This is a genomic window from Rouxiella sp. S1S-2, from assembly GCF_009208105.1.
GTDB lineage: Bacteria > Pseudomonadota > Gammaproteobacteria > Enterobacterales > Enterobacteriaceae > Rouxiella.
This window is the reverse complement of the sequence record NZ_WFKL01000001.1, coordinates 203,331-216,708: the sequence shown is the minus strand read 5'-3', so window position 1 is coordinate 216,708 and position 13,378 is coordinate 203,331. Positions and strand designations below refer to the sequence as shown.

Here is a 13,378-nt window from a genome sequence, read left to right as displayed (position 1 = left end):
TATTACTCGATGAACGCAAGCGCTAAAATAAGAGTATTATTGGTGCATAAGCACAGTAGTGTACAAAAAATCTTCCATGAAGATAAAGAAAAAGGTGCCAAGGTCAACTTGCTGCCTTTTTTCTTTGTCCGCTTTCTGCTAGATTCCGCCGCAATTCTATACTAAATGAACACACCTAAGAGTACATGCTATGAACCAGTCAGCGAAAGCACCGCGTGCCAAAGCCGCGACGTCAAAAACGAAGAAAAAAAGTCGCGTTGAGCTTGATATTGAAGCGCGCGAACGTAAGCGTGACAACAAGCGTCGTGGCCACAAACCAGGATCACGCGCTAACCCTGATGCAGAGAAGAACGCGTCCGCCTCAGCGAAAAAGTCTGACCCACGTATTGGCAGCAAAAAAGCCGTTCCGCTGATCGTTGAGACCGTTTTCAACAATTCACCGAAACCTAAGAAGGTTGCCAAGCCTAAGCAAGAAGCCAAGCCAGCGCTGCCGCCGGAAGAGGAGTTAACACTTCTGGAAAACGACGCGCGTCTGGACTCGCTGCTGGATCAGCTCGATGAAGGTAAAACCCTGAGTGCAGAAGACCAGAGCTATGTCGATCAGACTCTGGACCGTATCGACGTTCTGATGGAATTGCTGGGCATTGAGCTGGGCGACGAAGATGACGAAGACGAAGAGCAGGGTGAAAACATGTATCGCCTGCTGAAAGGCGGCAACTGATTTTTTAGCCGATTAAAAAATGCATTAAGGCCCGGCCCGTGTTTATCACGGCCGGGCCTTTTTATTGCTTAGAACATACGTTTGATAATCGACCTGTTGCCTGAAAAATAATGTTTAGCGACGGCAAAAACGTGGCCCAGTAAAATTACCCCTACGGTGATACACGCATAGCGATGCAGCTCGAAGAAGAACTTATTCACCTCAAGACTTGTGACTGGCTGCGGTATGGGGAACAGACCAAACAGGTTGTAGCCGTTTTGCAGCATTAAAAAACCTGAAATCAGCGTCACAAAAATCGCCAGATAGAAAATTTCATGGGCAAAGACCAAGACGCTTTTCTTAATTCGGCTGACGTCTGTGGCATAAGGCACGGAAGGTCGGAAGAAGCGCCAGATGAAACGCAGGATCATCACCGGCGTGGCCAGTGTGCCGAGTGTCATATTTAAAACAGAGAAAAATTGGAAATAGGGCGTGCCCTGTAGGGCATGCAATAAGTACCCCATAAACATGGCATAAATGATAATAACGGCAACGGCCCAATGTAAAATTCGACTGAACCTGTCGTAGCGGACGCGGGGTGCAATACTGTTTTCCATTAAATGTTAATCCCTTGTTTATAATAAAATATTCTAGAATTTCACCTGTAAGGAAGCCCACACATTGCGGCCCGGTTCAGGAAGTTGTTTTTGGGCCGAGAAGCCAAAGTCCTTGTTACCCGCCATATTCAGGTGCTCGGAGTACTGTTTATTAAACAGATTATCGATGCCGCCGTTGAGCTTCACTTGCGGAGTCAGCGCATAGTCTACGTTCCATGAAACCACGCCAAATCCGGCACTTGGCCCCATGTCTTTGCCAGTCACATTGCCAGAATCTCTAGCGACGCGCGTTTGTGCACTGACCAGACGCAGAAGCAGGCTGGAGTTCCAGTCATTGCCCGCATAGTTCAGCGTCAGTCTTGAGTCGACCGGCGGTATTTGCGGTAAAGGCTGGTGGTCGCTTCGATTGTTTCCCCACGCCCATGCAAGCGTAGCTTCAAGCTTCCATCGCTCACTGAGGGCGTAGGCGCTGCCGAGTTCTGCGCCCATGATCCGGGCATTAACATTGCGAGTGGCCTTTGAAGGTGTGGCGTAATCAAAGACTATAAAATCATTGACTTGACCAAGATATCCGGCGAACCAAGCTTCGGTATTCTCGCCTTTATAATGGGTACCAAAATCGAACTGAGTGGTTTTCTCGGTGCGAACGTGGTTTATATTTCCCGCGCTCGAAAACATCTCCCAGTAGTCAGGCATCCGCTCTGTATAACCCACGCCGATATATGACTTAAGCGGCAGCGTGGCCGAGGTCATTTCATAACGCGTAAAGGCACCCGGCAGTATTTCTGTGCGGGAGGTTTCTGGCGTACGCAGATCTTTCACCTGCCACCGGTCTATTCTTGCGCCACTGACAATTTTTGCTGCGCGGGTCGTTTCGGTCGTCAGCTCTGCAAACAGTCCGGACTGGGTGAGGCTGGCATTCTTTTTCCACTGCGTCATGCCATTGCTGCGATGAGAACTGCTTTGTGTATCAAGACCTGCCACTAACTGATGTACTGGGCCTTGCCAGGTGCTTGAAATTCGAGACCCGTAGGTTGTTCTGTCGACTCGCGACGCCATTTTCATGCTCGATGGTGCATCTCGCAGGGAGTAGTTATCCATAATATGGTCGGCGTGATTGTAGTAAATACGCCAGCTGAGTGTGGATAGCGTGTCGCTGATGTTGCGCTTTTCCAGCAGCAGGCCAGCGCTTTTACGGAGAAACTGCGCGCCATCCATACCGCGTCCGCCATAACGCGCCTCGCCATCGCCAGTTCCCAGACTTAACTCCGCCAGACTGTCGCTGTCCGGTGTGATGCCGAGGCTCAGATCGGCATTCCATTTATCCCAATGGCTTGGCACCTTTCGGCCATCGCCATCGCGATAATCATCTGCCCGAGACTTTCCTGCAGCCATTTTGAGATAACCTGACTCGCTGCCTAACGTAGTATCAATATTTTGATCCAGACGCCCCTGGCTGCCCACCAGTAAGTTAGCTTCACCAGTAAAAGTAGGTTGGGTGATATTTTCAGGTTTGCTCTCGAAGAGAAGGGTTCCTGCTGAGGCCATCGGCCCCCAAATAACCGTCTGCGGACCTTTAATCACGGTAAGCAGGTCGAAGCTGGCGGGAGAAATATAGGAAGTAGGCGCATCCATACGACCGCCGCAACCGCCATAAATGGCCCCGCCGTTGGTAAGAATATTTAAACGCGAGCCGAACATGCCGCGTAATACGGGGTCGCCATTACTGCCACCGTTTCGAACCTGCGAGAATCCCGGAATCGACTTTAAGAGATCTGAGCCGTCGCTGGCAGGAACCGGCTGACGAGGCGCCTTGGTCGAGGTTACGGTGGTAAGTGGAGAATCCAGCGGCGCACTGATAGTAATAATGTCGGAAGAGGGGGCGGCGTGAACACTGAATGAAGAAACAACGGCAAATAAGCAGGCCGTCCTTTTCGCTGATTTGCTCGCGATTGACGCAGAGGTATTTATTACCTCAAGATGATTACGCATTTTGAAACTCTTTAATTAATTATAATTAAAGGATGGCATGGACGAAAAACGTCTTAGACAGCCATTCCTTTAGCTGAATGATAGTGATGTTTCTTTAATGAGTTAATGATATTTAGTGACTTTATTTTTACATGTAAGACAGGGGGTGAAGATAGGCTCTGTGCTGCAGAATTCACTCCATTTTATTAAGACATATCTTTAACTGCGGTTTTATTTTTTATTAATTAATAAGGAGAATTAAAATGGTGACGATAATGGGGTAGGGACCAAAGGGGAAAGCCTGGTTGGGTCTGACTTTTAATAGAATTAATCCGCTAAGCAAGGCCAATACGCAGGAAGTTATCATAATATTCCAAAGTTGGGTATAGCCCATCCATGCGCCAAGCGCTGCAAACAGTTTTATATCCCCGCCTCCGAGTCCTTCCCGTTTCTTCAGTAAATAGAATATTTTTGAAATCGTCCACGGCACGGCATAACCTAATGCGGCGGCCAAACAGGCATCTTGCCAATCAATTCGTCCTTTGCCTGCCAAGGCAACGCCCAGTCCAACGACCAACAGTGGATACATCAGCCGGTCGGGCAAAAGCATGGTATTGGCATCAATGCAGGCAAGCGGCACCAGCAGGCAAAGTGCGAAAAGGATAATCGCAGCGTCAACGCCGGGACCGTGCTGCCATACAACCCAGCCAAACAGGGCCGCCATCAGTGCTTCAATTAAGGGATAACTCGGTGATATTGCCGACCGGCAGTCTGCACATTTACCCTTAAGTAACAGCCAGCCGAGGACCGGAACGTTGTGGCGCCAGCGCAGGGGATGAAGGCATACAGGGCAGAAAGAGGCGGGAAAGCTTAATGATATCTCTTCACCACAGAGGGCCTTAGGTAATCTATAGATAACCACATTAAGAAAGCTTCCTATCACTGCACCGATTAATATTGAAAAAATTATAATTAACATATTGGCTCTTTCATTCCTTATTTTCTCTTATTTTTCTCTTATTTATTCGGCTTTCTGCCTAACAATTGACCCATTATAATCCTGTTTCATCCCGATTGGTTTTGTTTTTTCCTGAATTTCCTTTCAACTAATGACGTTTAATGACGTTTAATGACGTTGATTTGTATTTGAAATGGATATTGTGGATTATAAAGCGGCCAGAACTTGAGAATATTCTCTAGATGGCTGAGTTAATTCTCGGTTGTTCAAAGAGGCTTCCCCTGTTATCGACTACGGCTTTGCTGAAAAATAGCAGAGAGAAATATAATTATCATATTTATCTCATTATTCACCTCACCTGAGGATTTTATGAAGTTAACGAATTTAAAACATAAAACACAAAGCGGATTTACGTTGCTTGAGCTTCTCGTTGTTTTAATGATTATCGCACTGCTTGCCGGATTTGTTGGCCCGAAACTTTTTTCGCAGGTCGATCAGGCCAAACAAAAGACCGCGCGTAGCCAAATGAAATCCCTCTCCGAGTCGTTGGGTCAATATCGTCTCGATGTGGGCCAATATCCGACAGCAAGCCAAGGGCTGAAAGCTCTGACTCATATGCCCAGCGGTGTAAAAGGTTGGCGCGGTCCCTACTTGAGCCAGGAAGTCCCTAACGATCCGTGGGGGAATGCTTACCAGTGGAATAACCCGACCAAAGACAAGAATGCCATTTACGAGGTTGATATATTTTCAATGGGTATCAACGGAAAGTCCCTGAACTACGGTTTCTAACCTTGGCCCGATAATGTGCAAATTAATTCTTCTTTGGTCATTTTTATTTTTCTGCTCACCGACCTATGCCCACTGCTGGCAAGAGGCGGGCGATCGCTACGGGATTGAACCCGAACTGCTGCAGGCCATTGGAATTGTCGAATCTAATTTAAATCCAGCGGCACGAAGTAAAAATAAAGACGGCAGTTACGATATTGGTTTAATGCAGATTAATAGCCGAAATATTCCGACGCTGAATAGATTTAATATTTCCGAGCAGCAGCTTATTGAAAATCCCTGTTTAAGCGTCATGAGTGGCGCATGGATCCTGGCGGGCTTTATTCGCCAAAAAGGCTATGGCTGGGAAGCCGTGGGTGCCTATAACGCAGGACTTTCGCCCAAGAATGCCGGGCTGCGTAAACGCTATGTTAAACGCGTTTGGCCGCACTATAAGCGCTTGATTGAACAACGTACGGCCAAACCTCGGTGAGTGTGAATGAAAACCTTTGATGTCACTTTATTGCTTAACGGTAAGAGCTCTATACAGCGAATTCGGAGCAAATCGGCCGATGAAGCAAGAATAAACGCAGCGGCGGGTGGGGCTTTAGTTATTAAGGTTAAAGCCTGCCAGCAGTGGAAAGGCAGTAAAAAGCCGTTTCCGCTAGTGCTGTTTACGCAAGAACTGGTCGCGCTGCTTGAGGCGGGATTAGTGGTGGTCGAAGCCATTGAAGCTCTGCATGAAAGCTGCCGGGAAGAGTTTCAGCGTCAGGTTCTGTTCTCCTTGCTGCAGGAACTGTATCAGGGGTGTCAGCTTTCACAGGCAATGGCCGCCCAGGCGCACATTTTCCCTGCCCTATTGGTGAGTACCGTTGCCTCTTCGGAGCAAACCGGACAGCTGGCGACCGCGCTGACCCGCTTTCAGTTTTATGAAAAACGCATCGATATTTTACGTAAACGCATCCGCTCTACCTTGCTCTACCCGTGCGTCGTACTCAGTGTGGGTGCTCTTATCATGTTCTTTTTACTCGGTTTTATTATTCCACGCTTTTCGGTGGTATTTGCCGGCATGAAGAATCCCTCTTCTAGCGCACAGTTTATTGTCTGGTGGGGAAAGTTAGTTACCCAGCATGGACTGTTGCTGCTGGTCGCAACGCTGATTTCGACGGTTGCGCTGGTGGTGTTGCTGCGCAGTAAGGCAATGAAGGCCGTGATGATGAATGTGTTAATGCGCATTCCGCAGCTTCGGGCGCAGTTTGAGCTTTCGGTTTTGATCCGTTTTTACCGCACCTTGGGCCTATTACTGCAGGGCGGAATGCCGGCGGTAGACGCGCTTGAGATGACCGGCACGCTGCTGCCTGCCAGCTACTGGCCAAGGCTCAAACGGGTATTAAGTGAAGTCCGTGAGGGAAAGGCGATGTCGCAGACGTTAAATAATTATCAATTGACTACCCCTGTTGCCGCGCGGTTGCTTGCCGTTGGCGAGCGCGGCGGTGAGCTGCCCGCGATGTGTGAGCGAATTGCGGCGTTTTATGACGAGAGTCTGGAGCGCGCTATCGAAACCTTCAGCAAAGTGTTTGAGCCGGTGCTGATGCTGCTCGTCGGCGGTATGGTCGGCATGGTGGTGTTTCTTCTTTATATGCCTATCTTCGAGATGGCGGGGAGCCTGTCATGACACAGTTCATTGATTCTACAGTAGAAGACTTTCAATTTTGGCTAACGCAGGAGAGTGCGCAACGTTGCGAGCATCTCGAACAGCTTCTACGCGATTATCCAGAAAAACTGCATCCTTTGGCCGCGGCTTTTGGACTTTATCCACTGAATGCTGAGCAGCTCGCGGGTGCAGAACTTGATTTCACCCACTTGCCGCTTGCCGAGGCTCTCTCACACGGGGCTTTGCCGCTCAGGTTCAAGGACAGCAGCTATTTGCTGCTCAGCGATCCGTTCTCCCTGCCGCTGCGGCAATGGGCGCAGCGCTATACCGATAAGCTGGGGCTCTGTCAGCCCTCGTGGATAACCGGGCAGCTTGAAATACTGTCTCGCCAGCAGCGCACCACCGACCATCTCGGCCAGCAGGAGTCCGAAGACTCGGCGGACGATTTGCTCACCGATATCTCGCTGGTGTCACTGTCACGCGAGCAAAGTCCGGTCATCAAACTGGTGAATGCCACCCTGTTTGATGCGTTGCAAAGCCGCGCCAGCGATATTCACCTTGAAAGCGTTAATGACGGTTTGGTAGTGAAATATCGTATCGATGGCGTCCTGCATTTCATCACGCGCTGCAACGGCACTCAGCAGGCTGAGCAGGTTATCTCAAGGCTTAAAGTATTAGGTTGTATGGATATTTCTGAGCGAAGAGTTCCGCAGGACGGGCGTTTCAAAGCACTTATCCAGCAGCGCCCGGTAGATTTTCGCGTGTCGATTATGCCCAGCATTCACGGCGAGGACGCGGTGCTGCGCGTTTTAGACAAGTCACATGAGCAAAATCTTCGCCTTGAAACCCTGGGTTTTGACCAACGAACGCTGGATTCAATCCGTCAGTTAACCCACATGCCTTATGGCATGGTGCTGGTGACCGGCCCGACAGGCAGCGGTAAGTCCACCACGTTGTATTCAGCGCTCAGTGAGTTGAACAGCGGTGAGAGTAAAATCATCACCATTGAAGACCCGGTTGAATATCAGCTCAGCGGCGTTTTGCAGATCCCGGTTAATGATAAGAAAGGGCTGACCTTTGCCCGCGGGCTTCGCGCCATTTTGCGCCATGACCCGGACATCATATTGGTGGGTGAAATACGCGACAGCGAAACGGCGGGCATTGCCGTTCAGGCTGCGCTTACCGGGCACGTTGTGCTGTCATCCGTACACGCCAACAGCGTTTTCAGCGTACTCGAACGCTTCCTTTATATGCAGGTCGAGCCTGTCAGTTTGATAACGGCGTTGAACGGCGTGGTGGCACAGCGGCTGGTTCGCCAAATTTGTCCGCACTGCCGTGAAGAGAAGCACCCCGATGCGCAGCAGGTAAAAGACTGGAATCTGACCCCCGAACAGCTGCAACGAGGCGTCTGGGCTCAGGGGCGCGGTTGTGAAAAGTGTCGCGACAGCGGCTATCACGGTCGTTTAGCGCTGGCAGAAGTGCTGTTTTTCAGTGATGCCATGAAAGAGGCCATGCTGGCGCGCTCGTCGATTAGAAACTTAAGAGAGACCGCCTTGAAAGACGGATTCATCCCCCTGCGAGATATCGCTATCGATGCCGCATGCAAAGGACTCACCACCCTACAGGAAGTGAAACGTGTTATTTCAATACACTAATCTGTGGCGGATTTTTGTCCATCCGCGACGGCTACGACTTTTTCTGGCTCAGCGACAGGTTTGCGAAATTATCGTGGAAGATGAGTCTGAACGGGCTGCAAGCCTCGAAAAACTTCTTAGTCACATTCCCGCTCGACTGCCTTTCGTCGACCGTGTTGAATTTATTCTCGATTTTTCCCAGCTGCATTATTTGATTATTCCCTGGCACGAGGGCGTGAAAACGCCCCACGAGCGCAATCTGTATGCAATAGCTTTCCATCAACAGCAGCAGGGGCAGTTATCTCCCCCTATGCGGGTGGCGTTTACCGACTTTGCCTATGGCAAAAACGGTCTTGCCGCCCTGATGAGTCAAGAAAGTTTCGATATCTACCGCGCAATGGCACTGCGCTGCCGCCTGCGTTTTATCGGCTGCCGCAGTCTGTTTGATTTGCTTTGGCACAGTGAAAAAACGCCCTCGCGAACCCGCGGCCTGTTTGCCTGCATCGGCGACGTGCAAAGCAGCTTTGTACTTCGCTTTGAAAACCAGTGGCACAGCGCTTTTAGCCTGCATTTGCCGGCGGCCGATCCCCAGGCGCAGTTGGCAATAGCCAACCGCCTGGCGGGATTACCTCAGTTGGATTGTCACGTGATTAACACCTGTTCTGGCGATTATCACCCGCAGTATTTTGGTCTCTCCACTCCGGCAGAAGAAAAAGTATGAGTACTTTACATTTTAGCGCTTCGCCACCTTGGGCGATAAAAGCCTCTCTGGCAGCAATCTTGCTGTTTTTGCCACTGGGATATTTTATGCAGCAGGCATTAAGCGAAAAGCAGCATTATCACCAAGTACTCGATGTGGTACAGACAAAACTGCAGGCGCACAGAGCGGCGGCGGAAAAAATTCGCCTCAGCCAAAAAGCCTTCCACCGTCAACTGCCCGGCGCGGAAAAATCGACGCCGGACCTGCTGCCGCTGCAGCTGTTAGGCACAGCAATGCGTGACGACGTTGCCCTTGTTTCACTGGAAATCGACAACTCACAGCATCAGGCACGACTGACAGTGATGGCCGACTCACTCAACAGCCTGCTGGACTTTACCGCGCGTTTACAGAAAGTGGCCAACAAGGTAGAGCTGGAAAGTCACGCCACTGAAGCCGCCCCCAAAGGTCGTTGGAAAGTCAAAGCCTCACTTAACGTGGAGTTTCGCCATGAAAATTAACTGGGGGGAAACACTCGATATGCAAGCTTTGACTGGGCGGCTGCGCTGGTATGCCTGCTCGCTTTATCAAAGACTTGGTCCGCTGCCGTTGCTGATTTTTGTTGGCTGGCTGGGGGCACTGATTTTCCTTGGCACCGTACTCAGTCCGGAAAATACGCACCTTGAGCATAGCATTGAGGACATTCGTCTTGAGCTTGGTGTCCCTTTACCGATGCTTGCGCCGGAGCAGGCCGCTCTGCAAAACAATATGAGCATTACTGAATATCAGCAGGTTAAGGCGATTTTCGACATTTTAAGCAAGCATCAGTTGATGGCCCAGGAGAGTCGCTATCAGTTTATTGAAGCAAGTGACTCCAGCCCGGAACAGTTGGGGCTTGATATACCCATGAAAGGCGATTATCGACACTTTTATGACGCATTGAGTGAACTTACGGCAACGCTGCCAGTGAAAGTTAACACTATCACCCTCAGTCGTTCACATCCCGACCTCAGCGATTTACAGATTATGCTGCGAGTCACCGTCGCTGGAGTACATCAATGAAACTCCCTCGCTATTTGCAAATTGCCCTGTTAGCAACCTGTGCGCTGGTACTTTATAGCCTGCTTGGTGACGAAGCCGATGAGCCGATACCGCTTGCTGTGGTTCATCGCGCGGCCACGCCTTCCGCGGTGGACATTTCGCCTACCGCCTCTTCGCTGCAAAAACAGGGCTTTGTCGATCTTTTCCCGTCGGCCACTAAGCCGCTTAAGCCAACGTCTGAGCAGGAATCGATGCATAAAGCCCCGGTGGTTGCCATCGTGCAGGAGCCATTGGTGCCCCGTTTGCCGTTCAACCTGGTGGGCAGCTGGTGGAGTGACGGCCAGCGTGCGCTGATGCTTCAGCAGGGCAGCCAACACTGGATTATCTGTAAAAAATGCCGCGCTCCTCAGCGCGTCTGGATAGGTATGCCGCTAAACAAAGACTGGCAGTTAAAAAGCGTCTCGACCGACAGTCTTACGTTTCTTTGGTTACCCCAAATGCGCGAACAGCGTTTGCCCCTTGGCGACATGAAATATGAGCCAACTTTTAAAGATGCAAAATATAAAAATGTTAAATAAAAAACCTCTGGTGATAGCCATCAGTCTCCTGTTGTTAGCTGGCTGCGCGGTGAAAAAAACCGACGATATTGCCAAGCCGCAAGAGACACCACAAACGACCCTGGTCAACTCGCTTAGCGAGTTGTCCAAGCAGCGCGCTGCCGATCCTGACAACGTTGAGCTAAAAAGCCGCGAGCAGATTGATACCAGTATTTTGGTCAACATGTACCTGGCGCAGGCCGAGGATGCATTGAAAGCCAACCAGTATGCACAGGCCTCGAAGCTCTGGCGCACGGTGCTGACCTATCAGTCAGGAAACAGCCGTGCAACGCAGGGTTTGCGGCGGATAAGTAATTATCGCGCTCTGGATTCCACCTATTTGATGGCTGAAAAGCTGGCGGTTCAGGACCCAGAACGTGCACTCCAGAAGATTCAGTTGGTATTGGAAGAGGAGCCGAATTGGCCGCAGGGCAAAGCACTGCGTGACCACCTGTTGCGTAAGCTTTCATCCAGTAATGTGCCCTATGAAAAAATGAATGCCGAGATGAAGAAAAATGTCTCGCTTAATTTTCAGTCACATAATCTGATCGACATCTTCAATACCATTTCGAAAATGACCGGCGTGAATATTATTTATGATAACGACGTGTCAGTGAGCGCCAAGGCCAGCATTATTGCCAATAAAACGACCGCTGAAGACGCCATTAACCTGCTGTTGTTGACTAATCAACTCAGGAAGAAAGTGCTCAACGGCAACACCTTGCTGATTTATCCGGCCAGTCAGTCGAAGGATAAAACCTATAAAAATATCGAGGTTAAAACCTTCTTCCTGGGCTACGCCAAAGCTAAAGACGTCAACATAGCCTTGCGTAACATGCTAAAAATAAAAGATATTCACGTTGATGAGCGCACCAATACTATCACCGTGCGTGCGCCTGGCGAGACCGTGGATATGGCGGAAAGACTGCTGATGACGCTCGACCGTCCCGATGCAGAAGTCACGCTGGAGGTGCAGGTTCTGGAGGTGTCGACCAGCGACGCCAAAAGTTTAGGCATCGATTACCCCAATCAAATTGGCTTACGTTTAGGTAAACCCGCAGTTTCTGATAACGAAAATAATGGTTCGGCACCTTCAGATTCCAGCATTAAGCTCAACGCGTTGACCGCCAACAACCTCTATGTAAACTTTGGCAGCACCAACGGTATATCATTAAATATTAAAGAGTTGATGAGCAAATCTACCGTGCTGGCTAATCCGCGTATTCGAGTGAAAAATGGTAAGAAAGCCGAAATCCACATCGGTGAAAAAATCCCGGTAGTCACCAGCACACTCTCCCAATACGGTAATACCAGTAAAGTTGAGTATAACGAAGTGGGCCTGAAGCTAGTGGTTACTCCAGACATCAGCCTGGATGGCACTATTACCATGGATGTTGATTTTGATCTCAGTAATCTCGGTGAGAAAGTACCATCAGGCCCCGACGCTACCTATTTTAAAACCACCAATCGGCAGGCAAAAACAGTGTTGAGCAGTGAGAATGGGGAAACACAAATTCTCGCCGGTTTAATTAAGCAGGATAAAACAAGCGGTGAGCGAGGTTTACCGTGGTTAAGTCATATTCCGCTGATTGGCGGGCTGTTTGGTAGCACTGACCGCAGCAGCAACCGAACCGAAGTTATCCTGCTCATCACTCCACACCTTGAACATAATATCGATTTACCCGGTGCGCATATCAGCACCATTCAACTTGGCACTGAGGATATGCCCGGTGCAGAGAATAATATCCTGCACTCAGAGGGTAAAATAAAACTCAACACCGAGAGGTTTGATCAGCCCGCGCGGGCACCCGCTTCACAGATGCCCGCCGCCTTGCCTGATCCGTACGCGGGTGCAATGCAGGCCGACGATTTATGAGTCAGCGCCAGAAAGGCTTTACGCTTATAGAGATGATGGTCACGCTGACCATTATGGCAACGTTGGCCGCGGCGGCGCTGCCCGCGGTGGGTAAATATGCCACCAGACAAAAAGAGCAGGAGCTGACACTCGCGCTGCAACAAATCCGCGAGGCCCTTGATGCCTATCACAAGCTCACATTGACCGGGCTGGTAGCCAAAACGGCCGATGAGCTGGGTTATCCCAAGGAACTAAGCGTGCTGAGCAAAGGGGTGGTAGAAAAAACGGCAGCCAATAAAAAACAGATTTATCTACTGCGACATATTCCACGCGATCCCTTTTGTGACTGTGAGGGGCGAAGCAACGAAGAAACTTGGAAATTACGCAGTTCAACGTCCGAACCGGGTAATTTCGATGGTGGGAAAGATGTCTACGATATTCGTTCAAGCAGCACGTTGGTCGGATCAAACGGGATACCCTATGCGCAGTGGTGAAAAAGGATTTACCTTAATTGAGCTGTTGGTGGTGATGGCGATTATTGCCGTGTTGATGTCGATTGCCGTGCCGAGATATTTTCAGCAGACAGAAAGGGCACGTGAAGTTGTGTTGAAACATAATATAAACGTATTGCGCCTCAGCCTGGATGATTATCTCAGAGATAATGGCGACTATCCTGGTTCATTGGAATCACTGATTGACCGGCAATATTTACGTCAGCTTCCGCTTGACCCTATTACGGATAAACGCACGAGCTGGGTACTCAAGGAAAATGAAGAAGGAAAAATCATTGATGTACACAGTGGCTCACCTTTGAAATCAACTGACGGGACCGAGTATGCGCAGTGGTAATTCGCAAAGCGGATTCAGTTATTTATTATTACTGATTTGGC

At 49.8% G+C, this 13,378-nt stretch carries 15 protein-coding genes; 12 read left to right on the top strand and 3 right to left on the bottom strand.

The window, feature by feature from the left end; all coding sequences use genetic code 11:
* Positions 1 to 190: 190 nt before the first annotated feature.
* Complete coding sequence (gene yihI / locus GA565_RS01020) at positions 191 to 721, top strand: Der GTPase-activating protein YihI (protein ID WP_055773453.1); 531 nt, start codon at positions 191 to 193, stop codon at positions 719 to 721.
* A 68-nt stretch (positions 722 to 789) separates the two neighbouring features.
* Here the strand turns inward: yihI and GA565_RS01015 are convergent, their stop codons facing one another.
* From GA565_RS01015 to GA565_RS01005, 3 genes are all read right to left on the bottom strand, one after another.
* Positions 790 to 1,317: a cytochrome b gene (locus GA565_RS01015; RefSeq protein WP_152197023.1), complete on the bottom strand. Its 528-nt coding sequence runs from the start codon at positions 1,315 to 1,317 to the stop codon at positions 790 to 792.
* Between the two features lie 33 nt (positions 1,318 to 1,350).
* Positions 1,351 to 3,309 carry a TonB-dependent copper receptor gene (locus GA565_RS01010; protein ID WP_152197022.1) on the bottom strand — a complete coding sequence of 653 codons (1,959 nt, stop codon included), beginning with the start codon at positions 3,307 to 3,309 and terminating at the stop codon, positions 1,351 to 1,353.
* Positions 3,310 to 3,529: 220 nt separating this feature from the next.
* Positions 3,530 to 4,267 (bottom strand): A24 family peptidase, encoded by a 738-nt coding sequence (locus GA565_RS01005; protein ID WP_152197021.1) that lies wholly within the window; start codon positions 4,265 to 4,267, stop codon positions 3,530 to 3,532.
* A gap of 348 nt (positions 4,268 to 4,615) precedes the next feature.
* Between GA565_RS01005 and gspG the strand changes: the two genes are divergently transcribed.
* The 11 genes from gspG to GA565_RS00950 are packed head-to-tail and all read left to right on the top strand — an operon-like array spanning position 4,616 to position 13,337.
* Positions 4,616 to 5,035: a type II secretion system major pseudopilin GspG gene (gene gspG / locus GA565_RS01000; RefSeq protein WP_055773459.1), complete on the top strand. Its 420-nt coding sequence runs from the start codon at positions 4,616 to 4,618 to the stop codon at positions 5,033 to 5,035.
* Between the two features lie 13 nt (positions 5,036 to 5,048).
* A complete protein-coding gene (locus GA565_RS00995) occupies positions 5,049 to 5,504 on the top strand; it encodes a transglycosylase SLT domain-containing protein (protein ID WP_152197020.1) in 456 nt (151 codons plus the stop codon).
* 6 nt (positions 5,505 to 5,510) lie between these two features.
* Positions 5,511 to 6,686 (top strand): type II secretion system F family protein, encoded by a 1,176-nt coding sequence (locus GA565_RS00990; protein ID WP_152197019.1) that lies wholly within the window; start codon positions 5,511 to 5,513, stop codon positions 6,684 to 6,686.
* Positions 6,683 to 8,320, top strand: a complete 1,638-nt coding sequence (locus tag GA565_RS00985; RefSeq protein WP_152197018.1) for a GspE/PulE family protein — start codon at positions 6,683 to 6,685, stop codon at positions 8,318 to 8,320. The genes GA565_RS00990 and GA565_RS00985 overlap by 4 nt, the downstream gene beginning before the upstream one ends.
* Entirely contained in the window at positions 8,301 to 9,020 is a 720-nt protein-coding gene (locus GA565_RS00980; RefSeq protein WP_152197017.1) for a hypothetical protein, read from the top strand. The genes GA565_RS00985 and GA565_RS00980 overlap by 20 nt, the downstream gene beginning before the upstream one ends.
* Entirely contained in the window at positions 9,017 to 9,517 is a 501-nt protein-coding gene (locus GA565_RS00975) for a hypothetical protein (RefSeq protein WP_152197016.1), read from the top strand. The genes GA565_RS00980 and GA565_RS00975 overlap by 4 nt, the downstream gene beginning before the upstream one ends.
* Positions 9,507 to 10,058, top strand: coding sequence for a hypothetical protein (locus tag GA565_RS00970; protein WP_152197015.1), 552 nt, complete (start codon positions 9,507 to 9,509; stop codon positions 10,056 to 10,058). The genes GA565_RS00975 and GA565_RS00970 overlap by 11 nt, the downstream gene beginning before the upstream one ends.
* The gene (locus tag GA565_RS00965) at positions 10,055 to 10,615 is read left to right on the top strand and encodes a hypothetical protein (protein ID WP_152197014.1); all 561 of its coding nucleotides are present in this window, start codon (positions 10,055 to 10,057) and stop codon (positions 10,613 to 10,615) included. The genes GA565_RS00970 and GA565_RS00965 overlap by 4 nt, the downstream gene beginning before the upstream one ends.
* Positions 10,605 to 12,509, top strand: coding sequence for a secretin N-terminal domain-containing protein (locus GA565_RS00960; protein ID WP_152197013.1), 1,905 nt, complete (start codon positions 10,605 to 10,607; stop codon positions 12,507 to 12,509). Before GA565_RS00965 ends, GA565_RS00960 begins: the two co-directional genes overlap by 11 nt.
* A complete protein-coding gene (locus GA565_RS00955) occupies positions 12,506 to 12,982 on the top strand; it encodes a type II secretion system protein (RefSeq protein WP_055773473.1) in 477 nt (158 codons plus the stop codon). Before GA565_RS00960 ends, GA565_RS00955 begins: the two co-directional genes overlap by 4 nt.
* Entirely contained in the window at positions 12,969 to 13,337 is a 369-nt protein-coding gene (locus tag GA565_RS00950; protein WP_152197012.1) for a type II secretion system protein, read from the top strand. The genes GA565_RS00955 and GA565_RS00950 overlap by 14 nt, the downstream gene beginning before the upstream one ends.
* Positions 13,338 to 13,378 lie beyond the last annotated feature (41 nt).

Coding starts and splice junctions, on each gene's coding strand:
- GA565_RS00995 (WP_152197020.1), top strand. CDS start 5,049: ATGTGCAAATTAATTCTTCTTTGGTCATTTTTATTTTTCTGCTCACCG.
- gspG (WP_055773459.1), top strand. CDS start 4,616: ATGAAGTTAACGAATTTAAAACATAAAACACAAAGCGGATTTACGTTG.
- GA565_RS00950 (WP_152197012.1), top strand. CDS start 12,969: ATGCGCAGTGGTGAAAAAGGATTTACCTTAATTGAGCTGTTGGTGGTG.
- GA565_RS00955 (WP_055773473.1), top strand. CDS start 12,506: ATGAGTCAGCGCCAGAAAGGCTTTACGCTTATAGAGATGATGGTCACG.
- GA565_RS01010 (WP_152197022.1), bottom strand. CDS start 3,309: ATGCGTAATCATCTTGAGGTAATAAATACCTCTGCGTCAATCGCGAGC.
- GA565_RS00990 (WP_152197019.1), top strand. CDS start 5,511: ATGAAAACCTTTGATGTCACTTTATTGCTTAACGGTAAGAGCTCTATA.
- GA565_RS00965 (WP_152197014.1), top strand. CDS start 10,055: ATGAAACTCCCTCGCTATTTGCAAATTGCCCTGTTAGCAACCTGTGCG.
- GA565_RS00985 (WP_152197018.1), top strand. CDS start 6,683: ATGACACAGTTCATTGATTCTACAGTAGAAGACTTTCAATTTTGGCTA.
- GA565_RS00975 (WP_152197016.1), top strand. CDS start 9,017: ATGAGTACTTTACATTTTAGCGCTTCGCCACCTTGGGCGATAAAAGCC.
- GA565_RS01005 (WP_152197021.1), bottom strand. CDS start 4,267: ATGTTAATTATAATTTTTTCAATATTAATCGGTGCAGTGATAGGAAGC.
- GA565_RS00970 (WP_152197015.1), top strand. CDS start 9,507: ATGAAAATTAACTGGGGGGAAACACTCGATATGCAAGCTTTGACTGGG.
- GA565_RS00960 (WP_152197013.1), top strand. CDS start 10,605: ATGTTAAATAAAAAACCTCTGGTGATAGCCATCAGTCTCCTGTTGTTA.
- yihI (WP_055773453.1), top strand. CDS start 191: ATGAACCAGTCAGCGAAAGCACCGCGTGCCAAAGCCGCGACGTCAAAA.
- GA565_RS01015 (WP_152197023.1), bottom strand. CDS start 1,317: ATGGAAAACAGTATTGCACCCCGCGTCCGCTACGACAGGTTCAGTCGA.